We start from the raw sequence: 22,792 nt of genomic DNA on the forward strand, positions 1-22,792 counted from the left end.
CACGCGGTACCACCCTGGTTGAAGACATTGTCTTCCGCTCATTCGAATAACGGTTTCCCGTTCTTTGCTACTAAGGTTCACAAAGAAAGCTCGGGGAGGTAATTCGCGTTTGCCTGTGTGCCGGCTCGCACCTTCCGCCGGCTCTCTGAAACAGGGAGACAAACCGCTACTGGATTCCCGTCAAAGCTTATGTTGTATGAAGATTGTCAGCTACCTTTCTAAGCAGCTCTGTCAATGTTTTTTGTTCGTCTATCGTCATGCCCGCAATAAGCTCAGTTTCCCCTTTGTGAAACTCAGGGTAGAGTTCTTCAATAGCTTGTTTGCCGGAATCAGTGATGGAGACAAAAACGAGTCGCCGATCTCTTGTGTCGATGCTTTTACGGCAAAAATTCTTTTTTTCGAGCGTTTTGATCACGTTGCTTGCTGTAGCTGTTGAAATGCCTGACAGCTCAGCAGCTTTTCTCGTTTCGAGTGCTCCCCATACCCATAGATCATAAAGAATAGAGAAAGCGGTCCAAGAAAGGTTATAGGAAGAAAGAACTTCAGCTTCCATTTTGATACGGAGCTTTTGCGCAGATCGATACAGATTCGTCGCAATCGATATGGCTTCCAGGTTGAGTGACTCGATGGGCATTTGTTTAAGCTTAGAAAGTGTGTCGTGTTCTTCTTTCCGAAGCTGCTGATGTTGATAGGAACGTTTCACTATTTATGCCTGCCTTAAATTATCAGAATCATTAGCTATGAAATGAATTGTAACAGAGTTTGTTCTGAACTTCAAGCCCATATATCGGTTGTATAAAAAAGACCCATACAACACCACAATAAACAAAAACCCGCAAACGGGGGTGCCATCTTGCAAAGGTATGTTCAATCCGTCTATAAACATGATCCGTTTCATCTCTTTTCAGCAGAGCATGTGGTGACATTAGCGATAATCGCTCTCTTGGCCATTTTGTTGTTTCTATTCCGCGAGGCAGCCAAGCGGCCTCAACTAAGCTTGTTTCTGCGCTATTTGTTTGTGTTTCTGCTGCTTGCTTCGCAAATCGGTTATCAAATATGGATGATCGCTACGGGCAGGTGGTCGGTGCGCACTTCATTGCCTCTCCAGCTCAGTGATCTATCGGTGTATTTGTCAGCCATTATGCTGGTGACTAAAAGCTGGAGACTGTTTGTATTTTTATATTTTGTCGGCATTGCAAGCTCGATGCAGGCACTTTTGACACCTGACCTCGGTATGTTTTCATTTCCGCATGTCCGATATATCCTCTTTTTTATGTCGCACGGGTCCGTGTTTCTGTCCTGTCTGCTGATGGCGGTGATTGGCACTTACAGAATGGGCCAGCGCTCTTTATGGATGACTGTCCTGATTGTCAATGTGTACGGCGTCTGCATTTACTTGATTGATCGTTGGCTTGGCGCGAATTATATGTATTTGACGAAAAAACCGGGCGGCTCTTCTCTATTGGATGTTCTCGGGCCGTGGCCATGGTATATTGCCTCGGCTGAAGCCATTACGATCGCAAGCTTTTACATCCTTTATTGGCTTTACCGCATGTTCAAAAAGTGATTCCTTTTTTGTTGTATAGCACATTCTGTTAAAAAAAATATTGATGAATAGTGTTTAATTTTCTGAAATCGGGAATGTAACTTGTACAACACAAAGGGAGATGAATACCATTGAAGAAAGATGAAATTATGCATATCGTGTCATGCGCAGATGATAATTATGCTCGTCATTTAGGTGGAATGTTCGTTTCTTTATTGACAAACATGGACCAGGAGAGAGAGGTCAAATTATACGTCATTGATGGCGGAATTGAGCCTGATAACAAAAAAAGACTGGAAGAAACCACATTGAAATTCGGTGTGCCGATTGAATTTTTAGAAGTGGATACTAACATGTATGAACATGCGGTAGAAAGCAGCCATATTACAAAAGCGGCGTATTACCGCATCTCAATTCCTGACTTAATTAAGGATGAGAGCATCAAACGAATGATTTATATCGATTGTGACGCGATTATTCTTGAAGATATTTCAAAATTGTGGGATCTGGATATTGCGCCATATACGGTCGCTGCTGTTGAAGATGCGGGGCAGCATGAACGCCTGAAAGAAATGAATGTCACTGATACAGGGAAGTATTTTAACTCAGGTATCATGGTGATTGATTTTGAATCTTGGAGAAAGCAGAACATCACAGAAAAAGTCATCAACTTTATCAATGAACACCCAGACGAAGATTTTCTTGTGCTGCACGACCAAGACGCGCTGAATGCGATCTTATACGATAAGTGGTATGAACTTCATCCACGCTGGAACGCTCAAACCTATATCATATTAAAACTAAAAACGCCTGCGACGCTGTCAGGCCAAAAGCTTTATAGAGAAACGAGAGAGAACCCGGCCATTGTCCACTTCTGCGGCGGAGAAAAACCTTGGAACTCCAATACCAAACATCCGTATCGCGATGAGTATTTCCATTACATGTCGTATACGAAGTGGAATACAATCAGCAATCCGGCGATGAACCAATAAATTTTTAAAAAACGCTTTTGATCATCTCAAAAGCGTTTTTTTTGTTTGCCTCAGCGCGCGACAGAGCGTTGGTAAAAGCGCTGAATATGCATGGCGATATAGCATAATTCTTTTTCAGGGAACACAAAGCCGTATTCCTTTTTCACAAATGTGCCGATGCTTTGGGCACAAAGAAATGCATCCTTAAATCTCTCTTTAATAATCTCGATCATTTCTGCATCCAGCTCGTAAATGGATTCGCCCGCTTTGATATGCTGAATCGCAAAGCGGAGATGGGTCACAAGCCGTTCATAAGAAATGGTATCTTCCACAATATTGATGGACAGCTGAATTTCAATAATCTCGATGATATCACGGATCATTGTTGTAATATCTAACGTCTGTGTCATATCCCCGGCATTGTTTCTTGCTGTGTGGATATGCATGGCGATATTGCCGATTTCATCATCAGGAATGTGAATCCCCAGTGTGTCTTTAATCAGTGCTCGAGCCCATAAGCCAATCTGAAATTCCTTCGGATAAAGGACTTTGATTTCATTCAGCAGCGGGTTTTTGATCACCATTCCATTGCTCAGGCGTTCGATCGCAAAGGACAGATGGTCTGAAAAAGCGACGTGAATGCGCTCGTTGATTTTGATGTTTAGCTCTTTTTCGGCATGGGAGATAATTTGCTCAGAAATCTGAATATGGTCTTCCGGCAATGTTTCTAAAATCTCTTCGAATTGCTTATAATCAGGAGTATCTTTTCTGACAAACGTTTTTTCTATTTTTGACGGATCGACAATATCATTTTTCTTTTTGTCGAACGCAATTCCTGCACCTAAGAGAATCTTCTCTTCATTTTGATCCTTTACGACGATAGCATTATGATTTAAGATTCTTTTAATTTTCATAGCTTTTTTGTCCTTTCATCCCCCGTTTTATGAATGAAAACGAATAAATCCAGTTATTCTGTCTCTTCTTTAAACCCGAGAAACAGTGTAGCTATAAAAGCAGAGACGGCCGCGGCCAAAAAACCGATCATATAATGAACGAAATTGGCGGCACCGAACGGCAGCACGATTGAAATCATCGGAATGCCTGTCAGCCCGTAGGAATTCGACACCACATGTACCGCAACCACGTATGCTCCGCCAATCGCGCCGCCGATGGCAGCTCCGATAAAAGGCCGGATCAATTTGACATTTACTCCGAATACAATCGGCTCCACAATGCCTAAAAACGCGGTCAGGGAAGCGGGGAGCGCAATTTTTTTCAGGCTTGATTGTTTCGTTTTGAAGAAGACCGCAAGTCCCGCTCCGCCTTGGGCCACGTTCGCCATCGACCATATCGGCACTAAAAAGTTCACACCGACATGCGGGTCAGCAAGCAATGTTGCTTCGATCGCATAAAAGCTATGATGCAAGCCAGATAGAACGATAGTAGAGTAGATGCCTCCGAATAGGGCGCCTGCGGCAATGCCAGCGTGATCATAAATATAAACAATCGACTGTGTCATGATCTGGCCGATGATGGACGCGGCGGGATTCATGACAATCAGCGCGAGGAACCCAGTCATCAAGATCGTAGTAAAGGGAATGATGACGACATCAAGCGACTTCGGCACGATCGACTTTAATAGCTTCTCGATTCGGCTCATGACATAAACGGAAAAAAGAATCGGTATAATGGAGCCTTGATAGCCCATCATTGGAATATGTAGCCCCCATATGTCTAAAGAAGCGGGGGTTTTGCTGCCGAGCATAGACGGGTCCAGAAGATCGGGATGCGTCAGAAGCCCCGCTATCACTGCCCCTAAATAGGGATTGCTGCCAAATTGCCGTGCGGCACTGAAGCCGACCAAAATCGGCAGCAAAATAAAGGCTGTGCTGGACACGAGGTCGAGCATTTTGATCCAAGGGCTTCCGGCTGCGAACCAGTGAAACACTTTAATCATGCCAATCAATCCCATGAGCAGGCCGCTTGCGGTTATGGCCGGAATGATCGGCACAAAAATATCGGACAGCGTTTTTGCAAAAGCTGCGACAGGGTTCAGCTTCCGGCTGGAGCTTTTCTGTTGGCCAGGCTCTTCAGATGGCGCGTTCTCCCACACGTGAATGAGTTCTTTATATATTTTGTTGACGACGCCTGCTCCAAAGATAATCTGGAATAACCCATATCGGAAAAAGGTGCCCTGCACACCTTGCAGCTGTTTAATGGCATGTATATCGATTTTCGTCTCGTCTTTTACCTCAAAACGAAGACGGGTCGTACAATGACTGATGCTGATAATATTGCTTTTTCCTCCTATGAGGACCAACAATTCGTTTGCAATCTCTTTTTGCAATCAATCAAAACCTCCTTTGCTGAAAAAAGTCGGCTTGTTCATCCTATCAAATGAAAAGTTGACAATCAAAATGAAAAAAGTGAGAAATACCGGCTCAAAATGACAAAACGAGCAGGGACAACAAAAAATGCCCGCGTCGGTGACGGAGCATGAAAAAAGGATAGGGGTTGTCCATGGCGCCGTTATAAGCCCAACACGAAAAGAAGGGTTAAAATGCCCTGTTTATTAGGCACTAATACTCCCTTTGCATCATTGGGTCTTGCCTGCTGACCAGTCACAATCCCTCCATATGTGGTGATAACTGTAATAACGTTCATTTTATGCTGTTCATGACTGGATATCAATAGTAGGAAAAGCCTGCGCGGCGAATGGGAAAAAGGTTGTGTGTGATGTTCTTTAGAATGGAAAAAGCCTGTCAGGCCTAGAATGAGAGGCTGACAGGCTTTTTTGGCTACCTTTTCGGTTTAACGGCATTCAGCCGTTTTTGCAGTTTTGTTTTTTCATTGGATTTTTGTAATTGATTCACTGCAGACTGAGCGGATGTTTTTGCTTTTTTCGTTTTGTCTTTTTCCGCTTTCTTCACTTTGTCTTTAGCGGTTTTAACCTTTTTTGTTTCGGCTGTTGCCACTTTTTTCTTCACTTTGTCTAACCGTTTTTGCAATGACGTTTTGTCCTTGCCTGATTGAAGCTGATTGACGGCTGATTGCGCTTTTGCCGCATTGGTGTGAGTTGATTTCTTTTCTGCTGCAGATACGGATTGCTTCGCCGTTTTCAAATTGTTGTTTTTTACTTTGGCAAGGCGTTTCTGCAGGGATGTTTTTTCTGAACCTTTTGGCAGCTTGCTGACGGCTGATTGTGCGCTGTTAACATCTGTTTTCTTTTTGCTTTTTTCCGCCTTCGCCACTTTTTCTTTCGCCTGCTTTGATGCGATATAGCGTTTTACTTGGTCTAAGCGTTTTTGCAGGTTCTTTTTGTCCGTTCCATTCGGCAGATTATTAATGGCAGCTTGTGCTGTATCAACGGTTTGCTGTGTTTTATATTTTTCAGCTTTTACGACTTTATCTTTCGCGTCTTTTACATTTCTGAATGACTGTACTTTATCCAGTCTTTTTTGCAGGGCTGTTTTGGCGTCAGAATTCGGCAGCTGGCTGACGAGTTCTCTCGCTTTGTTGATATCGGCTTGCGTTTTTGTTTGTTCCGCTTTCTTCACCGCTTGCTGTGCGGCAGCATACGCAGAATCTGCTTCCTGTGATTTAAACTGGATGAACCCATAGCCAAATTGTTGATCGCGGCCTGCGGTTCCAAGATCAACGACATGTTTTTGCATAGCTGCGCGAAGCTGCACGTTTGTCTCGGCAGGATGACGCTGCTGTAATAAGGCAAACATGGCAGCGGCGTGCGGTGTCGCTTGGGAAGTTCCGCTTCCTGTCGCATAAAATTGGTTTAAGTACGTGCTCGTGATGTTGGTTCCCGGCGCTGAAAATTCAACTTCATCTCCAGTTGTAGAGAATCCGGCAACCTGATTCTTTTCGTTTGTTGCTGAAACAGCCACGACACTGCTGTATGCCGCCGGATAGTTCACTGGCTTGCCATTCCCGTCGTTACCGCTGGCCGCGACAAGCAGAATGCCTTGTTCATATGCTTTGTCCATGGCATCATGAAGGATTTGGCTGTCTGATGTCGTGCCAAGGCTCATATTGACGATGTCCATCCCGTGTGAGATCGACCAGTCGATTCCTTGGAGAAGGCTTTGTAGATCGCCCGAACCGTTCTGATCAAGCGCTTTAACCGCGTATATTTGGGCTTCCGGTGCGATGCCGTCAATTCCGTAGCCATTATGCTTGGCTCCGATAATCCCAGCGACATGTGTTCCGTGGCCGTTATCATCTTTGTAAGAAGAGGTGTAACTGGCAGCTGAATACCCGCCGGCAATCGACAGGTCTTCGTGGGGGGAGATTCCACTGTCAATGACTGCGATTTTGACACCTTTGCCGGTTAGTCCTTCCTTCCAAGCCTGCTTCACTTGAATGGGTTCAAGGTTCCATTGTTCAAAGTTTTCAGTATCCTCAGTGCCGTCTGTCAGCACTTTGAAATCCGCGCTGCCTGCTGCGGTGAATGAGACATTGTTTTCCACATACAAAATATCAGGATCTTGTTTTAATTCTTTCACTGTCTCCTGATCTGCTGTGACGGCAACAGCCGGAAGATGCTTATACTGCTGCTCGACCTCAGCATCGCTGTCAAGGACGGTTTCCTTGCCGGCTTTGTTTTTATAAACCACAATAACTTCTTTCCCGCTGCTGTTTTGCGCATGCGCGAAAGGGCTTATGGCGAGAAAACTGAAAAACAGAGTGACTGATATGGCAAGCTTGCACGACACGTTTTTCATGATTCTTCTCCTTCTTTCTATGATGTTTGATATATATATCGGAGAAAAAAGAGAGTTTAATAGTTAGGAGGAAAAATTTTTTCATTGACAAGACTGTTCAGCAGAATGCAGTTTTTTTCCGCAGGAAGAGGAAATTTTCCAAATGAATTTGTAAGCGTTTTCAAAATAAGATAAAGAAAACATTGCGAAGGTTGTTTACAAAGCAATGAAAAAAGGGGGCTTTTCAGATGAGCACATTCACTCGGGTGATGGAAGAAAAAATCATGCCTGTCGCCGGGAAAATTGCCGGGCAGCGGCATCTCAGCGCTTTGCGTGACGGCATAATCCTGACCATGCCGTTGATTATTATCGGGTCTGTCTTTTTAATTTTAACGAGCCTGCCGATTCCCGGTTATGCTGATTTCATGGCGAGTGTGTTTGGAGATCAGTGGGCCGATAAACTCGGTTATCCCGTTAATGCTTCGTTTGATATTATGGCGATGATCGCCGCATTTGGAATCGCCTATCGGCTGGCGGAGAGCTATGGTGTCGATGCGCTGTCGGCCGGCGCGATATCAATCGCCGCATTTCTGTTGGCAACGCCGTTTGAGGTGCCGTTTACGCCGAATGGCTCAACGGAATCCATCATGGTCGGGGGCGGAATCCCGATCACACTGCTTGGCAGCAAGGGTTTGTTTGTCGCCATGCTGATCGCTTTGTTTTCGACTGAAATCTATCGGTACATTATTCAAAAGAATATCGTCTTCAAAATGCCAGACGGTGTGCCGCCGGCGGTAAGCAAATCATTTGTCGCGCTGATTCCCGGCTTTATCATTGTATTTCTCGTGTGGCTGGCGCGTCTACTGATTGAAATGACGCCTTTTCAGAGCCTGCACAATGTCGTAGGAGACTTGCTTGGCACACCGCTTTCCATCCTTGGAGGCAGTCTCGGCGGAAGCTTGATCGCTGAATTTGTGCAGATGCTGCTTTGGTCGTGCGGGATTCACGGAGCTTCCATCATTGGCGGAATTATGGCGCCGATTTGGTATGGCGCGATGGATGCCAACCGTCTCGCGTTTCAGGCGGGCGAGGCGCTGCCGAGTATTTTTACGACTCAGTTTTTTCAAATTTGGATCAATGTCGGCGGAAGCGGAGCGACGCTGGCGCTTGTCCTGACGATGCTTGTGCGCTCCCGTAGCAAACAAATGAAGCAGCTTGGCCGACTAGGGATTGGCCCTGCGCTATTTAATATCAACGAGCCAATCATTTTCGGCATGCCGATTGTCATGAACCCGCTCCTCATCGTTCCATTCATCATCGCGCCGCTCCTCACGATTACCGCAACCTATATCGGCATGAGCACAGGACTGGTGGCAAGGCCGGCGGGAATCGCCGTACCATGGACGATGCCGCCGCTCATATCAGGCTACCTGGCGACAGGCGGAAAAGTGTCCGGAGCCGTTATGCAGCTGGTGAATCTTGTGATCACCTGTGCTATCTACTATCCGTTTTTCAGAATATGGGACCATCAAAAATGGCGGGAAGAGAGTGCGGGTGAATCTTGAGATAATGTGTGTTGTTAAAGCTAATCAGCCTGGGCCGTTGGGATGATTAGCTTCTTTCAATTAAAAGCGGATGTTAGAATATGTAAAGGGGGTGCGTAATGCTAGAATACATATGGTTCGATGATGAATCACCAATCTTAAAACAAATACCAGCAGAATATACATCAGCAGCTATTTTATTTTCTCCTTTTATTCAAATGCCTGAAGGATGGGAGAAAGAAAAGAGAAAAAATGAGTATGAACATATCTATCCAAATGATGAGGAAGTAAGGGAAAAAGGCAAAGCCGTTTCATGGAAGAAGGTCAAGTCCTCTTGCGGCTTTCAAACAAATGCCGAGCTGGCGTTGGCTTTAATGACGTCGATAGGCGCCTTAAGGGATGAGTGCGGGAGAGAGGATTTGGCTGAAGTTTTACATGGGAATATAAATGAAGGCCTCTTTTATCCCAGTGAGGACCATATTTCAAATTTTCATATTTCCAGTTTGGTAGAAGTGTTTCGTTCGAACGGGGCCAATCAGTTTTATTACTCAGAACCAATTATAGAAAACAGTGGCTTTCTGGAGATAACTGAGACTAACTTACAGACAGTTCTTGATGATGCCGCCGCAGAGCTCATGTTGACTGATAAAAAAATGGATTTTGTGTTGATGAGTGTATATGACTCCTTCATTACTGTCTTTTTAGCGAAAGGTGGAAACATCAATGAGTTGGTTCAGCGTATGGGCTGGGAAGCCATGATTTGCGATGAGGGCACACATATCAGTTGGTATAGATGAAAAAAGAACGTAAATCACAAAATGTTGAAATCTCCCTATTGTTTTATTCTGTGCGAAGATCAAACGGTTCATTTAGGAGTCTTCTCTTTAAGCTCTTAATGATAAGGAAAAAGCTACTCGGTGATACCCCTGATACAATATCTGTAAACTATCAATTCCTTGATGCCTAATTCCAGTTAGATTTTATTTCAGTTTTAAAAGACATTCCTATCAGAGTGCATTTTAACATAAAATTCAATAAAACATATGAAAAATTGGTAAACGATGTCGATATTGGTTAAGTGCACCTATTAAAAAGGAGTGTTTATTTTGAAGAAATACTTAATTGTGTTACTTTTGTTGATCATTTCAGTGACTCAATCGTTTCAGACGGCGAGTGCAGCTGAAGAAGTTAAGTGGGAAAAAAAGGCGGATTTACCAGAGTCACGCGTTGCTGCAAGTAGTAGTGTCGTGGATGGGAAAATTTACGTAATTGGTGGTGGAAGCGCAACAGAATATGCTGAAAACCAAACATTTATGTATGATCCAAAAACAAATGAATGGACTAAGAAAGCTGACATGCCAACAGCGAGAGCAGGTGCTGCTACTGTTACCGTTAATGATAAAATCTATGTGATGGGAGGCAGATCATTAGAGGGGAACGTCAATACAGTAGAAGTATATGATACAAAAACAGATACTTGGGAAAAAATAGATGACCTTCCGTTTGAGATGAAAATTCCAGCGTATAGTTTATACGCAGGGGTCATCGGAAATAAAATATATGTGGTCGGATATGGAGGTACTTTAGCTCATAAACGTTATGAGAATACCTATAGCTATGATCTTGAAAATAGAAAGTGGGAAAAAAAACAACGCTTTAATTATGAGGTAACTGCCGGTACTTCCGCAGTGATCAATGATAAATTATATATAGCGGGCGGCACACAAGCATTGAATCGAAATGTGTATGAATATAACCCAGTGAGTGGTAGCTGGACAGCGAAGAAGGGAGGATTTTCAGGAAGTTATCTCTCATCTGTGGTATATAAAGGGAAGATGCTGGTCACTGGAGGTGTCGCTGGAATTAAAGTGTATGATCCAGAGACAGAAACGTTTTCGTCTTTATCTGTTCCAAAAACAGACTATTACAAAATGGCGCATTCAGCTGTAATAGTTGATGATACTCTTTACCTAATAGGTGGGAGGGAACAAAATGGCAGTTTTTCTGGAAAAGCGCCGTATAAATATAAATCAGTTGATGCAATTTCATTAAAAGATTTAGGTATAAAATCAGATAGTAGTACAGAAGACAAAAATGATAAGCCCTCTGGTGATACGACAACACCAGGAGATAAAAATGATAATGCAACACCTGGCACAGATGAGAATAAAAAGCCAGATAATTCAACTGATGATAAGCAGTCATCAGTTGAGGGGCAAGCTCTACTTGTAGTCACGATGACCAACGGTTTGCAAAAAGAATATGAACTTTCCATGAAGGAAGTAAATGATTTCATCAAATGGTACGAAGCACGTGATAAAGGGGAAGGCCCCGGTTTTTATGCAATTGATGAGCATGACAATAACAAAGGCCCGTTTGAAAGCAAAAAAGATTATGTTGTCTTTAATAATATCTTAATGTTTGAGGTTAATAAATATAAGTAAGCATGTTAGGCCATTCAGTTCACTGAATGGCCTTTTCATTATCCTTTTTATCATGGAAACCGGATGTGCACCCGGATACGGCTTCGCTTCATTACATCTTCATGTAAATTGGGAATTCATACGTGAAACTGCTGTCATATCGATGGACTTCCTGTTATGACATACTATTTTTTCAACAGGTTCGAACGTACACCACAAAATGTACGTTCTTTATTTTTACCGCTGAAAGAACTCAATCCACTCACCATCAGGACCTTCGATATAGAAATAACGATACCCGTTTGGGAGTGTTGTGATCTCTTCGTCGATGAATGTCGCGTTCATTCTTTCCGCTTTTGTATATTCAGCCGCAATGTCATCCGTCAGCAGGGCTATGTGGTGCACTTTTCCTTCGGTCGGAAGCTCGCTGCTGTAGCCTTGAATCAGTTCGATTTCTGTTTCCGGGCCGTCTTCAAAGCCGAGAAAAGCAAGCTCGATTACACCGTTCGTGTGTGTGATGCGATCCTTCAATTTCATGCCGAGAACCTCTTCATAAAATGTGATGGACGCGTTGATATCTCTTACCATAATGCCTGTATGGTCAATTCGTTTTGCCATGCTGCTCCTCCTCGTAACTCTTATTTGTCTATCGTAGAAAAACCTTTCCTTTCTGTCAATGCAGACATCTTGGTGTTTTGTGGTACGATAAGAGAAAGCAAACAGAAAGAGGACGAACACACATGAAGCTACTCACCCTAAAAAAAGCACACACTGCAAAAATCAAAAAAGGCTACCCCCTCATCGAAAAGGAAGCGCTCGCAGGGAGTGCGGGGCACGTGAAAGAAGGAGACCTCGTTGATATCGTATCTGAGAGCGGGGAGTTTCTCGCGCGTGGTTATTACGGCCTGCAAAACAAAGGGGTCGGCTGGACGCTTACCCGCAATAAACAAGAACAGATTGACCAAGCATTTTTTCTCAGCAAATTATCCAAAGCGGTCCAAGCACGCGCCAAACTTTTCGAGGCTCAAGATACAACAGCTTTCCGTATGTTTAATGGGGAGGGCGACGGTATCGGCGGTGTCACGATCGACTATTATGGCGGCTACCTGCTGGTTCAATGGTACAGCAAAGGCATTTACGCCTTTAAAGACATCCTGATTTCCGCTTTGGATGAGCTTGATCTTGATTATCAAGCGATTTACGAGAAAAAACGCTTCGACACAGCTGGACAATACGTCGAAGATGATGACTTCGTGAAAGGAAAAAGAGGCGAATTTCCGATCATCATTCAGGAAAACGGCATCCAATACGCGGTCGATTTGAATGAAGGCGCCATGACGGGAATCTTTTTGGATCAGAGACATGTGCGCAAGGCGATCAGAGACCGATACGCAAACGGAAAAACCGTCTTAAACACGTTTTCTTATACGGGTGCATTCTCCGTGGCAGCGGCGCTTGGCGGAGCGGAGAAAACAACGAGCGTGGACGTGGCAAACCGGAGCCTGGCCAAAACGATCGAGCAATTCAGCGTGAACAAGCTCGATTACGAGGCACACGACATAAAAGTGATGGACGTATTTAACTATTTTTCGTATGCGGCGAAAAAGAATCTGCGTTTTGATCTGATTATTCTAGACCCGCCTTCCTTTGCGCGCACAAAAAAACGCACCTTCAGCGCGGCCAAAGATTATAAAAATCTTCTGAAGGAAACGATCGCCATTACAGCTGACAAGGGCGTCATCGTTGCTTCCACAAACAGCAGCGCCTTCGGCATGAAGAAATTCAAAGGCTTTATCGACGCAGCCTTTAAAGAAACCAATGAACGCTACGCAATCATTGAGGAATTTACGCTGCCGGAGGATTTTAAAACGATTTCGGCGTTTCCGGAAGGCAACTACCTAAAAGTGGTCTTTCTGCAGAAAAAATAAAGCGAAAAGCTGCCCTGTTCAGGGGGCAGCTTTTTTTATGTAGAAATGATCTGCTGGACGCGGCCGATGCGGCCATCTTCAAGACGGACCTTAATGCCGTGTGGATGAAAGCTCGACTTCGTCAAAATATCCTTCACTGTCCCTCTCGTCAGTTTTCCTGTTTTTTGATCTGCTTTCAATACAATATCCACCTGTAATCCTTTTGAAATGTTGCTTCGTTGTTGTCCGTTCATCACGCTCATCCTTTCTTTTTATTCATTATCGTCATTATGGTTTAAAAGTAACAGCCGGCTGATGAAGTGTGTGTTTGTTTTTTTCAGCCTTCATTAAATAGAATGTCAGCCCAAAGCCTGCTATGCCCAGAATACCAAAAAGCAAGTAGACTGCGAAGATCGACACGTAATCAAAAATATACCCGCCCGCAAATGTGCAAAACCAGTTGCCGAATCCGTTGCCGATGGCAGCATACATGGTCAGCGCCGTCGCTTCAACGTGGCTTGGGGTGATTTTTTTCACGTATTGAAGCGCAGCCGGGATAAATAAACCGATAGCCACTCCCTGAAGAAAGACCGTCGCATAAATGATCCATAATGAAGGCGCTGTGAAATAGAGCGCCCACCTGAATAAAGAGACCCCGCCTGACAGCATAATGACGTTGAGCAGTCCCATTTTATCTATAAATGTTTGGGCGAATCGCATAAATGGAATTTCTGAGATCACGCCGATAAAAAATAAAAGGCCGATAGCGGAAAGTGACGCGCCGCTTTTGTCCAGAAATAGACTGAAATACGTATTGTTCGCTAAATTCGGAGCAAATGTCGTAAAGGTGATGATCATAAAGATGAGGAACGTTTTGTTGCTGATAAGCTCCCGGAATCCTTTGCGGATATTGACCTTTGTTTTTGTTTTCTGCTGGCCGGGCATTTGTGAGGCCAATATGGCGGCAATGCACAGGAAGGCACAGCCAAAAATAAAAATGACGTGAATGGGGTACAGCTGATTCGTCACCTGGCCCATGACAAACACCGCGACGCCGAAGCCGAGAGAACCAAACAGGCGGATTCCGCCGTAGTTGCCGTTTGTTTTTAGTGTGTACCGTAGTGAAATGCTGTCCGATAATGGAATAATCGTGCTTTGAAAGGCTGCAAAACAGGCCGCAACCAAAATAAACAGGGGAAAGCCGTCAAATGCAAGATAGCCTAATCCAATGATGCCCGTGATTGCTGTGCAGATCGCCAGCAGACCCTTTGTTTTTTGCGTATAGTCGCTCAGCATGCCCCAAAACGGCTGAAAGAAAATCATCACAATCGGGCCGAGTGACATGATCAAGCCGACCTGTGAGCCGCTTAACTGCTGTTCTTTTGTTAAATACATGCTGAGTAAGGGAATGATGCTGCCTGTGCCGAGAAAAGCAAACAAATAAAATCCTTTTAACGCGGCATAATGCCGTCTCACCTGCAAGTTGTGCATGGGGTGCCTCCTTTAGTATCCACAAAATACATTATATTGTAATCGGCCAGCTTTTCAATAAGGAGCAGCACATAAAAAAACTGCCCTGAGAGGACAGTTTTCTTACATAAATGATAGTAAAAACGGCGCCGCGCAAAGCGTCATAATCGCAGCTAAGATCATCGACACGCTGGAAATCGTGCCGGATACAGAGCTGAGTTCAAATGCTTTTGACGTTCCCGCTCCGTGCGCGCTTGTGCCGAGCAGCACGCCCCGCGCAATTTCGTTATCAATGCGGAAATAGCGGATGACCATCGGGCCGATCACTGTGCCTAACAGCGCGGTCAAAATCACAAACACGGCTGTGACGGCAGGCATTCCGCCGATCATTTCTGATACGTTCATAGCGATCGGCGTGGTCACTGATCTTGGAACAAGGCTGTCGATTAAGCCGGTGCCGAGGTGAAGCCATTTCGCAATAAGAGCAGTTGAAATAATGGCGATGCATGAGCCGACGGCTACGTTCAAAATAATTTCCACTGCGTATTTCTTTAAAACAGGGAAATATTTATATAGCGGGATCGCAAAAGCTACGGTGGCCGGCTGTAGCATATCGGTCAGCAATTCGCCGCCGAGATTATAGGACTCGTACGGGACATTCGCGAGCAGCAGCAGACCGACTAACACAGCGGGCGTTACCAATAGCGGCGACGTATAGACACGCGGAAAGCGTTGATATACCTTTTTTGCTCCTATATACACCAAGACTGTTAAAAACAAACTTACAATTCCGATGAACACGTATGCTTTTTCTCCTTTCTTTTTGCAATGATTTGTGTAAGCGTTCCTGTAGACACCATCACGACAAACGTGCTGATGATGACAACAAGCAAAATGCTGACACCAAATTTCGACATAATGTCTCCGTATTCAATCACTCCGACGGCAGACGGGATAAAAAATAAAAGCAGCTCCCCGAGAAGCCACGCCGCGCCAAGCTCTATCCATTCAAGCTTGATAATGTTAAAGTGTAATAATGTGAAAAGAATCACAATCCCAATTATACTGCCGGGAATATTTATATGAAGAAGGGCTGTCACCCAATTAATCAGCCTAGCAAATATAAATAACAGAGCGATTTGAATAACGGTTAGCAACAGTTTTTTCATATTGATGCCTCCCTTATATTCATATTGTACATAAGGTCTCGCTATAGGTAAAATATATATAAAGAATAATAAGTATTCCTTTTGTCTATAGAAAGGAGGAAGCACATGGATATCCGCCATTTAACATATTTTCTGGAAGTCGCCCGTTTAAAAAGCTTTACGAAGGCTTCTCAATCTCTCTATGTGTCGCAGCCGACGATATCAAAAATGATCAAAAATTTAGAAGAGGAGCTCGGGATTGAACTGTTTTACCGAAACGGCAGGCAGGTGGAACTGACTGACGCCGGCCATAGCATGTATGTGCAGGCGCAGGAAATTATTAAATCATTTCAAAATCTAACGTCAGAATTAAATGATATTATGGAGGTCAAGAAAGGGCACGTACGAATTGGACTGCCCCCGATGATTGGATCGGGATTTTTCCCGAGAGTGCTCGGCGATTTCCGTGAAAACTATCCGAATGTCACCTTTCAGCTGGTGGAAGACGGTTCTATAAAAGTCCAAGAAGGTGTTGGGGACGGTTCACTTGATATCGGCGTTGTGGTTCTTCCCGCAAATGAAGACATCTTTCATTCGTTTACAATCGTAAAAGAAACCTTAATGCTTGTCGTTCACCCTTCCCACCGGCTGGCAGATGAAAAAGAGTGCGGGCTGCTTGAACTGAAGGACGAGCCTTTTATTTTCTTCAGGGAGGATTTTGTCCTGCATAATCGAATTATGACGGAATGTATCCGGGCCGGATTTCGGCCTCATATCATTTATGAAACCTCACAATGGGATTTTATCAGTGAGATGGTGTCAGCTAACCTTGGGATCGGGCTTTTGCCGGAACGAATCTGCCGCGGGCTTGACCCGGAAAAAGTGAAGGTCATTCCGCTTGTCGATCCGGTCATCCCCTGGCACCTCGCCATTATTTGGAGAAAGGACCGCTACTTGTCATTTGCGGCCAGAGCCTGGCTTGAACATACGAAATCGTATTTATGGGACCCGAAAAAAGAGAGTAAAGGATGATGCAAACATGGATGCACAATCAGCAGCAAAATGTCTAACCGCTGTCCGCCAGCAGAGCCCTCTGGTGCATAGCATAACCAATAATGTCGTAACGAATTTTACAGCAAACGGCCTGCTCGCCCTCGGCGCATCACCTGTGATGGCGTACGCGAAAGAAGAGGTGGCCGACATGGCGAAGATGGCGGGTGCGCTTGTTTTAAATATCGGAACGCTGAGCAAGGAATCAGTCGAAGCGATGATCATTGCGGGAAAATCAGCCAATGAACATGGCGTCCCTGTCATTCTTGATCCTGTCGGCGCTGGAGCAACACCATTCCGCACGGAATCAGCGCGTGACATCATTCGTGAGGTGCGCCTCTCAGCGATCAGAGGAAACGCGGCGGAAATTGCTCATACCGTAGGCGTGACCGATTGGCTGATCAAAGGTGTTGATGCGGGAGACGGGGGAGGCGATGCCATCCGGCTGGCTCAGCAGGCGGCGCAAAAGCTCAACACGGTCATTGCGATCACTGGTGCAGTCGATGTCATAGCCGACTCATCAACCGTATATACCCTCCATAACGGGCATAAGCTGCTGACGAAAGTGACAGGCGCCGGGTGCCTGCTGACTTCCGTTGTCGGAGCGTTTTGCGCTGTGGAAGAAAATCCATTGTTTGCCGCTATCGCTGCCATTTCTTCATACGGGGTCGCAGCCCAGCTTGCCGCACAAGAGACAGCTGACAAAGGTCCGGGCAGCTTTCAGATTGAATTGCTTAACAAGCTTTCATCTGTTACTGAACAAGACGTCCAAGCGTTGGCGACAATAGAAAGGGTGATTCTCTGATGACACGTATTTCTCGGGAAATGATGAAAGAGTTATTGTCTGTTTACTTCATTATGGGGTCAAACAATACGAATGCCGATCCTGTCACTGTTGTACAAAAAGCGTTAAAAGGCGGCGCCACGCTGTTCCAGTTTCGTGAAAAGGGAGGGGGCACGCTGACAGGGGAGGCGCGGCTTACATTCGCTAGAAGCGTGCAGGAAGCCTGTCGTGAAGCCGGTGTTCCTTTCATTGTCAATGATGACGTAGAACTGGCTCTGAAACTGAAGGCTGACGGAATCCACATCGGCCAGGAAGACGCTAACGCAAAAGAGGTGAGAGACGCCATAGGCGATATGATTCTTGGCGTTTCCACCCATACAATGCCTGAAGTGAAGCAGGCTGAAGAAGATGGGGCGGACTATGTCGGACTCGGGCCCGTTTATCCGACAGAAACGAAAAAGGATACGAGAGCTGTGCAAGGCGTATCTCTCATTGAAGCGGTTCGCCGCCAAGGCATCGGCATTCCAATTGTCGGCATCGGCGGCATCACAATCGAAAATGCCGCATCTGTTATCCAAGCGGGGGCTGACGGTGTCAGTATGATCAGCGCCATCAGTCAGGCGGAGGATCCAGAGGGTGCCGCGCGCCAGTTTTATGAAGACATTCAAACGTATAAAAAGGGCAAATAAACATGATCCCATCTGAAGGCTGTCCGATAAAGGGCAGCTTTTTGCTGTTGTTTCAAATTTTCCGCCGCGGTGGTTTTGATCCGTAAATACGACCGTGAAGTCGATGCAGATAGCCATTTCGGGAGGATCGAAAAGGCAACAGCTGAAAAAGAACTGACCGTTTCATTGAATCAATGGCAGTACCAGAACAACATGGAGCAGGCGCGAAAGGAGCCGGCATTTCGAATATCACTAGAGAAAAGGAGCGCAACTCACGAATGATATGAGTTGAGCTGATGGCGAATCTTGAAGGCTCCCAAGCTGTATATCAAACAGTAACAAGCGCGCTTGTGAAAGATCACTCTGACCTGACGGGAAAACTGGATACGGAATTCAGCGAATTTGAAGTTTTAATGGCAAAATACAAAACAAATGATCAGTTCTATACGTCTTATGATACATTAAGTGAAGATCCAATCAGAGAGCTGAGCACAAAGCTGACGACTCTTCCTGAAACGATGTCGGAGATTGCGAATGTGCTATAAAAGGAGTTTTGTCACAGCATGAGCGATGAACAAAAAAAGCCAGAACAAATTCAGAGAAGGGACTTTTTAAAATGGGGAGCGATGGCAGGCGCGGCGGTTGCAATCGGCGCCAGCGGACTCGACGGTCTTGCTCCGCTAGTTCAAACTGCTGCTAAGTCATCAAAAAAGGATGAACAAGAGGAGGAGCAGGTTGTTCCGTTTTACGGAAACCATCAGGCCGGGATCACAACTGCCCATCAGACGTATGTCTATTTTGCCGCGCTGGATGTAACAGCAAAAAAGAAGAGCGACATCATTACATTATTCAAAAATTGGACAAGTCTGACACAAATGCTGACGTCTGGAAAGAAAATGTCGGCTGAGCAGAAAAATCAATCTCTGCCGCCGCAGGATACAGGTGAATCTGCTGATTTATCCCCTTCCAACTTAACGGTTACATTCGGATTCGGGCCTGGCTTTTTTGAAAAAGACGGAAAGGATCGCTTCGGGCTGAAAAGCAAAAAGCCGAAGCACCTTGCCGCTCTTCCCGCGATGCCGAATGACAATCTTGATCAAAAGCAGGGAGGCGGAGACTTCTGCATCCAAGTATGCGCGGACGATGAACAAGTGGCGTTTCACGCGTTTAGAAATCTGTTGAATCAAGCGACCGGCACCTGTGAGGTCCGCTTTGTGAATAAAGGCTTTTTAAGCGGAGGAAAAAATGGAGAAACGCCGCGAAACCTCTTCGGGTTTAAAGATGGTACAGGCAACCAGAGCACGAAAGATGACACCTTGATGAACTCGATCGTGTGGATTCAGTCCGGTGAGCCCGACTGGATGACGGGCGGCACCTATATGGCCTTTCGGAAAATCAAAATGTTCCTTGAAAAATGGGACCGCTCTTCCCTCAAGGATCAAGAGGATACCTTCGGGCGCATAAAAAGCTCGGGGGCGCCTTTCGGCCAGAAAAAGGAAACAGATCCCGTGAAGCTGAATCAAATCCCGCCACATTCACACGTCAGCCTTTCGAAGTCTACGGGAAAACAAATATTGCGCAGAGCTTTCTCTTACACAGAAGGACTTGATCCGAAAACCGGCAATATGGATGCGGGTCTCCTGTTTATCTGTTTTCAAAAAAATCCCGACAATCAGTTTATCCCCATGCTGAAGGTTCTATCGGCAAAGGATGCATTAAATGAATATACGCAAACAATCGGTTCTGCATTATATGCATGCCCAGGCGGCTGCAAAAAAGGAGAATATATTGCCCAGCGTTTGCTGGAATCATAAAAGTAGCCTTTATCGGCTTCTTTTTTTAAAAAAATATTTGTAACTTTTATTGTTACAGGTTACAATCAACCTATTACGAGAGGAGCGTATTATGACAGTACACATTAAAGTTTATTCAGATTACGTCTGCCCATTTTGTTTCATTGGAAAAGCCGCTTTTGAAGAAGCGATAAAAGGCAAGGATGTTGACGTTGAGTGGATGCCATTTGAACTGCGCCCAAGCCCGTCTCCCCAGCTTGACCCGGTCAATGATCCTTCCAAACAGTACATGTGGCGGACATCCATCCAGCCAATGGCGGACAAATTAGGAGTCGAGATCAATTTTCCAAATATCTCGCCTCACCCATATACACATCTGGCGTTTGAAGGCTTTCACTTTGCAAAGGAATACGAAAAAGGACATGAATATAACACCCGTGTCTTTCAGGCGTTTTTTCAAGAGGGCCAAAATATCGGAGACATTGATATCTTGACGAAGCTTGCCGAGGAAGTTGGGCTGGACGGAGACTCATTCAAATCCGCGCTGGAAGTCAGAACATATCAAGACGTGCAGAGCCAAGCCTTAAAGCACGCCTACGAAGAAGCTGACATCACAGCCGTCCCAACCTTTATCATTGGCGATACTGTGATCCCGGGTGCTGCCGGCAAGGACGTATTTGAAAAAGTGATTTCTGAGGAACAGCAGAAAAAGTAAGGAAAGCTCCCTATACAAGAGAGCTGAGGCTGTCGAGAGTACCTCGACAGCCTTTTTTAAATGTCAACCACACAAGCGGTTTTTCATTTACTCCCGTTCCATATGAATGCCGGTATGCGCCTTCACCTGAATTTCCGCAAACGTATCATCATCGACTGTTTTATCCGACGACAGCAGCGTTCCAAGCCACGCGCCAAGGAAGCCGAGCGGAATGGAAATAATGCCCGGATTAGAAAGCGGAATGAGCGGATCGCCGGTCAATATAGCACCTCCGGACGGGTCCCACACACTAGGGCTCATCGACACGAGCACTAGCGCGCTAATCAGGCCTGTCAGGCTGCCCCATAATGCGCCTGAGGCATTGAATCTCTTCCAGAAGACCGTAAACACAATCAGCGGGAGGTTTGCGCTTGCCGCCACCGCAAATGCAAGTGCGACAAGGAACGCCACATTTAAGGACTGTGCAAAAATCGCGAGGAGAATGGAGAGCACTGACACGGTGACAGAAGCCCATCTGGCCGCTTTCATCTGTTCTTTTTCAGTTGCTTCTCCCTTTCTGATGATCTGGCTGTAAATATCATGGGCAAACGCCGAGGCGGCAGACAGCACCAACCCTGTCACGACAGCTAAAATGGTAGCGAAGGCGACGGCTGACACAAATGCAAACAGAAAATCTCCCCCGAGCGCTTTCGCGAGAAGCGGAGCCGCCATATTTCCCGCTGAATCGGCCGCCGTAATCGCGTCAAAACCGACAAACGCAGCGGCGCCAAAACCGAGAAACACCGTCATAATGTAAAAGACACCGATAATCCATGTCGCTGACACAACAGATGTCCGGGCCGTCTTAGCATCTTTAACGGTATAAAACCGGATCAAAATATGCGGAAGGCCGGCGGTTCCCAGCACGAGTGCCAAATTTAACGACAGAGTCTCAAGCGGCACCTTGTATTTATTTCCGGGGTTTAAAAAATCAGCGCCAAGCGGAGTGGCCGTTTTCATCTGCTCAAACATGGTATTGAGGTTAAAGCCGAATTTTGAAAACACGATGATAGAAATCACGAGTGTGCCGGCCATCAGCAAAACGGCTTTAATAATTTGTACCCAGCTTGTCGCGATCATGCCGCCAAACACGACATAAATGGTCATCAGCACCCCGACGATGAGAACCGCTACGGTATAATCCAGCCCAAGCAGCAGTTTGATCAGCGCACCCGCCCCCACGAGCTGGGCGATCATATAAAAAGTAGAGATGGCGATGGTATTCAGCGCCGCGACGCCGCGGATCTTCTTTTCTTTAAAACGAGCCGCAATCATGTCCGCCATCGTATACTTCCCAAGATTCCGTAGCGGTTCCGCCACGATGTACAAGACTACGAGATAAGCGACCAGAAAACCGATGCTGTAAAAGAATCCGTCAAACCCATATAACGCAATCATTCCGGCAATCCCCAGAAACGAAGCAGCAGACATGTAGTCGCCGGCAATTGCCAGTCCATTCTGAACACCGGTGAGCCCGCCGCCAGCTGTATAAAACTCACTCGTCGTTTTCGTCTTCCTCGCGGCAAAATATGTGATGACAAGCGTCAGGCCGACGATGGCTAAAAATAATAGAAAAGCAGTCATGTTCATGTCTGTTCACCCTTCAGGTCCGATTTTAAAGCGCTTACATATTGATCGAAATGGGCTGCCCTTCGGGAATACATCGTACTCAGGATCCAGGTCATGGCGAATTGGGCGATGGCAAACAGCCAAGCCCATGAAACAGCTCCAATGGCCGGCGCATTCAAAAAAGTGAAGTAAGACGTCAAAACAGGAAGTGAAAAATAAAAGACGAAAAAGAAAATCGCAGAAGGAACAATAAAGGCGCGTTTCTGCTTTAAAAAGGCTTGGAAAGACGGCGTTGCAGCAATCTGTTTGTAATCAGCTTTGTACATGGCTATCCTCCTTTTAGTGGTTAAACGTAAGCAAAAAGGTACACCAATAGGTATGTACTGAAAGTCTGGTTTATGCGTTGAAGAATATCTGGAGGATGAAAAAAGAAGGAAGCCGTGAAGGTAT

The 22,792-nt window shown here is 45.5% G+C and carries 22 protein-coding genes, 1 pseudogene and 1 other annotated feature (1 of these 24 only partly in view); of the genes and pseudogenes, 12 read left to right on the forward strand and 11 right to left on the reverse strand.

Annotation, left to right across the window (positions count from 1 at the left end; genetic code table 11):
- Positions 1-193, reverse strand: a binding site (T-box leader) (it extends 20 nt beyond the left edge of the window).
- Complete coding sequence (locus BV11031_RS20325; RefSeq protein ID WP_129550995.1) at positions 188-703, reverse strand: MarR family transcriptional regulator; 516 nt, start codon at positions 701-703, stop codon at positions 188-190. Its footprint overlaps the feature before it by 6 nt.
- 150 nt (positions 704-853) lie before the next feature.
- Here BV11031_RS20325 and BV11031_RS20330 point away from each other — a divergent pair, with 150 nt between their 5' ends.
- On the forward strand, positions 854-1,567 hold the full coding sequence (locus BV11031_RS20330) for a YwaF family protein (protein ID WP_129550996.1): 714 nt from the start codon (positions 854-856) through the stop codon (positions 1,565-1,567).
- 110 nt (positions 1,568-1,677) lie between these two features.
- A complete protein-coding gene (locus BV11031_RS20335) occupies positions 1,678-2,538 on the forward strand; it encodes a glycosyltransferase family 8 protein (RefSeq protein WP_129550997.1) in 861 nt (286 codons plus the stop codon).
- Positions 2,539-2,588: 50 nt separating this feature from the next.
- On the opposite strand, the gene sacY is transcribed toward BV11031_RS20335, so the two are convergent.
- From sacY to BV11031_RS20350, 3 genes are all read right to left on the reverse strand, one after another.
- Positions 2,589-3,431: a transcription antiterminator SacY gene (sacY, locus tag BV11031_RS20340; protein ID WP_039075088.1), complete on the reverse strand. Its 843-nt coding sequence runs from the start codon at positions 3,429-3,431 to the stop codon at positions 2,589-2,591.
- Positions 3,432-3,484: 53 nt separating this feature from the next.
- Positions 3,485-4,864: a sucrose-specific PTS transporter subunit IIBC gene (locus BV11031_RS20345; RefSeq protein ID WP_121643555.1), complete on the reverse strand. Its 1,380-nt coding sequence runs from the start codon at positions 4,862-4,864 to the stop codon at positions 3,485-3,487.
- Positions 4,865-5,315: 451 nt separating this feature from the next.
- The gene (locus BV11031_RS20350) at positions 5,316-7,253 is read right to left on the reverse strand and encodes a minor protease Epr (RefSeq protein ID WP_129550998.1); all 1,938 of its coding nucleotides are present in this window, start codon (positions 7,251-7,253) and stop codon (positions 5,316-5,318) included.
- 227 nt (positions 7,254-7,480) lie between these two features.
- Here BV11031_RS20350 and celB point away from each other — a divergent pair, with 227 nt between their 5' ends.
- The 3 genes from celB to BV11031_RS20365 all read left to right on the forward strand — a co-directional run bounded on the left by celB (position 7,481) and on the right by BV11031_RS20365 (position 11,220).
- Complete coding sequence (gene celB / locus BV11031_RS20355) at positions 7,481-8,797, forward strand: PTS cellobiose transporter subunit IIC (RefSeq protein ID WP_129550999.1); 1,317 nt, start codon at positions 7,481-7,483, stop codon at positions 8,795-8,797.
- A gap of 98 nt (positions 8,798-8,895) precedes the next feature.
- The gene (locus BV11031_RS20360; RefSeq protein ID WP_121643553.1) at positions 8,896-9,573 is read left to right on the forward strand and encodes a DUF2711 family protein; all 678 of its coding nucleotides are present in this window, start codon (positions 8,896-8,898) and stop codon (positions 9,571-9,573) included.
- 309 nt (positions 9,574-9,882) lie between these two features.
- Positions 9,883-11,220, forward strand: coding sequence for a Kelch repeat-containing protein (locus BV11031_RS20365; protein ID WP_129551000.1), 1,338 nt, complete (start codon positions 9,883-9,885; stop codon positions 11,218-11,220).
- Positions 11,221-11,436: 216 nt separating this feature from the next.
- Here BV11031_RS20365 and glxA read toward each other — a convergent pair whose 3' ends face one another.
- Positions 11,437-11,817 carry a glyoxalase GlxA gene (glxA, locus tag BV11031_RS20370; RefSeq protein ID WP_039075093.1) on the reverse strand — a complete coding sequence of 127 codons (381 nt, stop codon included), beginning with the start codon at positions 11,815-11,817 and terminating at the stop codon, positions 11,437-11,439.
- Positions 11,818-11,939: 122 nt separating this feature from the next.
- Here glxA and BV11031_RS20375 point away from each other — a divergent pair, with 122 nt between their 5' ends.
- Positions 11,940-13,127: a class I SAM-dependent rRNA methyltransferase gene (locus tag BV11031_RS20375; RefSeq protein WP_129551001.1), complete on the forward strand. Its 1,188-nt coding sequence runs from the start codon at positions 11,940-11,942 to the stop codon at positions 13,125-13,127.
- A 35-nt stretch (positions 13,128-13,162) separates the two neighbouring features.
- Here BV11031_RS20375 and BV11031_RS20380 read toward each other — a convergent pair whose 3' ends face one another.
- The 4 genes from BV11031_RS20380 to BV11031_RS20395 all read right to left on the reverse strand — a co-directional run bounded on the left by BV11031_RS20380 (position 13,163) and on the right by BV11031_RS20395 (position 15,745).
- A complete protein-coding gene (locus BV11031_RS20380) occupies positions 13,163-13,360 on the reverse strand; it encodes a YwbE family protein (protein WP_121643551.1) in 198 nt (65 codons plus the stop codon).
- Positions 13,361-13,394: 34 nt separating this feature from the next.
- The gene (locus BV11031_RS20385) at positions 13,395-14,597 is read right to left on the reverse strand and encodes an MFS transporter (RefSeq protein WP_129551002.1); all 1,203 of its coding nucleotides are present in this window, start codon (positions 14,595-14,597) and stop codon (positions 13,395-13,397) included.
- A 102-nt stretch (positions 14,598-14,699) separates the two neighbouring features.
- Positions 14,700-15,377 carry a CidB/LrgB family autolysis modulator gene (locus BV11031_RS20390; RefSeq protein ID WP_129551003.1) on the reverse strand — a complete coding sequence of 226 codons (678 nt, stop codon included), beginning with the start codon at positions 15,375-15,377 and terminating at the stop codon, positions 14,700-14,702.
- Positions 15,359-15,745 carry a CidA/LrgA family holin-like protein gene (locus BV11031_RS20395; protein WP_015714922.1) on the reverse strand — a complete coding sequence of 129 codons (387 nt, stop codon included), beginning with the start codon at positions 15,743-15,745 and terminating at the stop codon, positions 15,359-15,361. Before BV11031_RS20395 ends, BV11031_RS20390 begins: the two co-directional genes overlap by 19 nt.
- Before the next feature lie 105 nt (positions 15,746-15,850).
- Between BV11031_RS20395 and cidR the strand changes: the two genes are divergently transcribed.
- The 6 genes and pseudogenes from cidR to BV11031_RS20425 all read left to right on the forward strand — a co-directional run bounded on the left by cidR (position 15,851) and on the right by BV11031_RS20425 (position 20,734).
- Positions 15,851-16,756, forward strand: coding sequence for a cidABC operon transcriptional activator CidR (gene cidR / locus BV11031_RS20400; RefSeq protein WP_039075098.1), 906 nt, complete (start codon positions 15,851-15,853; stop codon positions 16,754-16,756).
- 7 nt (positions 16,757-16,763) lie between these two features.
- The gene (gene thiM, locus BV11031_RS20405) at positions 16,764-17,579 is read left to right on the forward strand and encodes a hydroxyethylthiazole kinase (RefSeq protein ID WP_129551004.1); all 816 of its coding nucleotides are present in this window, start codon (positions 16,764-16,766) and stop codon (positions 17,577-17,579) included.
- On the forward strand, positions 17,579-18,247 hold the full coding sequence (gene thiE, locus BV11031_RS20410; protein ID WP_129551005.1) for a thiamine phosphate synthase: 669 nt from the start codon (positions 17,579-17,581) through the stop codon (positions 18,245-18,247). Before thiM ends, thiE begins: the two co-directional genes overlap by 1 nt.
- A gap of 146 nt (positions 18,248-18,393) precedes the next feature.
- Positions 18,394-18,771, forward strand: a pseudogene (locus BV11031_RS23110) (Efem/EfeO family lipoprotein); the annotation flags it as partial.
- An 18-nt stretch (positions 18,772-18,789) separates the two neighbouring features.
- Positions 18,790-20,040 (forward strand): iron uptake transporter deferrochelatase/peroxidase subunit, encoded by a 1,251-nt coding sequence (gene efeB / locus BV11031_RS20420; protein WP_129551006.1) that lies wholly within the window; start codon positions 18,790-18,792, stop codon positions 20,038-20,040.
- Between the two features lie 91 nt (positions 20,041-20,131).
- Positions 20,132-20,734 carry a DsbA family oxidoreductase gene (locus BV11031_RS20425; protein WP_121643546.1) on the forward strand — a complete coding sequence of 201 codons (603 nt, stop codon included), beginning with the start codon at positions 20,132-20,134 and terminating at the stop codon, positions 20,732-20,734.
- A gap of 87 nt (positions 20,735-20,821) precedes the next feature.
- On the opposite strand, the gene BV11031_RS20430 is transcribed toward BV11031_RS20425, so the two are convergent.
- The gene (locus BV11031_RS20430) at positions 20,822-22,363 is read right to left on the reverse strand and encodes a solute symporter family protein (RefSeq protein WP_010329043.1); all 1,542 of its coding nucleotides are present in this window, start codon (positions 22,361-22,363) and stop codon (positions 20,822-20,824) included.
- Entirely contained in the window at positions 22,360-22,668 is a 309-nt protein-coding gene (locus BV11031_RS20435) for a DUF485 domain-containing protein (protein ID WP_010329042.1), read from the reverse strand. The genes BV11031_RS20430 and BV11031_RS20435 overlap by 4 nt, the downstream gene beginning before the upstream one ends.
- Positions 22,669-22,792: the final 124 nt, after the last annotated feature.

The organism is Bacillus vallismortis, assembly GCF_004116955.1.
Taxonomy (GTDB): domain Bacteria; phylum Bacillota; class Bacilli; order Bacillales; family Bacillaceae; genus Bacillus; species Bacillus vallismortis.

What these genes read in the sequence shown, in the direction of transcription:
- sacY (WP_039075088.1), bottom strand. Translation starts at nt 3,431, where the DNA reads ATGAAAATTAAAAGAATCTTAAATCATAATGCTATCGTCGTAAAGGAT.
- BV11031_RS20350 (WP_129550998.1), bottom strand. Translation starts at nt 7,253, where the DNA reads ATGAAAAACGTGTCGTGCAAGCTTGCCATATCAGTCACTCTGTTTTTC.
- celB (WP_129550999.1), top strand. Translation starts at nt 7,481, where the DNA reads ATGAGCACATTCACTCGGGTGATGGAAGAAAAAATCATGCCTGTCGCC.
- BV11031_RS20360 (WP_121643553.1), top strand. Translation starts at nt 8,896, where the DNA reads ATGCTAGAATACATATGGTTCGATGATGAATCACCAATCTTAAAACAA.
- glxA (WP_039075093.1), bottom strand. Translation starts at nt 11,817, where the DNA reads ATGGCAAAACGAATTGACCATACAGGCATTATGGTAAGAGATATCAAC.
- BV11031_RS20375 (WP_129551001.1), top strand. Translation starts at nt 11,940, where the DNA reads ATGAAGCTACTCACCCTAAAAAAAGCACACACTGCAAAAATCAAAAAA.
- BV11031_RS20380 (WP_121643551.1), bottom strand. Translation starts at nt 13,360, where the DNA reads ATGAACGGACAACAACGAAGCAACATTTCAAAAGGATTACAGGTGGAT.
- BV11031_RS20385 (WP_129551002.1), bottom strand. Translation starts at nt 14,597, where the DNA reads ATGCACAACTTGCAGGTGAGACGGCATTATGCCGCGTTAAAAGGATTT.
- BV11031_RS20395 (WP_015714922.1), bottom strand. Translation starts at nt 15,745, where the DNA reads ATGAAAAAACTGTTGCTAACCGTTATTCAAATCGCTCTGTTATTTATA.
- cidR (WP_039075098.1), top strand. Translation starts at nt 15,851, where the DNA reads ATGGATATCCGCCATTTAACATATTTTCTGGAAGTCGCCCGTTTAAAA.
- thiM (WP_129551004.1), top strand. Translation starts at nt 16,764, where the DNA reads ATGGATGCACAATCAGCAGCAAAATGTCTAACCGCTGTCCGCCAGCAG.
- thiE (WP_129551005.1), top strand. Translation starts at nt 17,579, where the DNA reads ATGACACGTATTTCTCGGGAAATGATGAAAGAGTTATTGTCTGTTTAC.
- efeB (WP_129551006.1), top strand. Translation starts at nt 18,790, where the DNA reads ATGAGCGATGAACAAAAAAAGCCAGAACAAATTCAGAGAAGGGACTTT.
- BV11031_RS20425 (WP_121643546.1), top strand. Translation starts at nt 20,132, where the DNA reads ATGACAGTACACATTAAAGTTTATTCAGATTACGTCTGCCCATTTTGT.
- BV11031_RS20430 (WP_010329043.1), bottom strand. Translation starts at nt 22,363, where the DNA reads ATGAACATGACTGCTTTTCTATTATTTTTAGCCATCGTCGGCCTGACG.
- BV11031_RS20435 (WP_010329042.1), bottom strand. Translation starts at nt 22,668, where the DNA reads ATGTACAAAGCTGATTACAAACAGATTGCTGCAACGCCGTCTTTCCAA.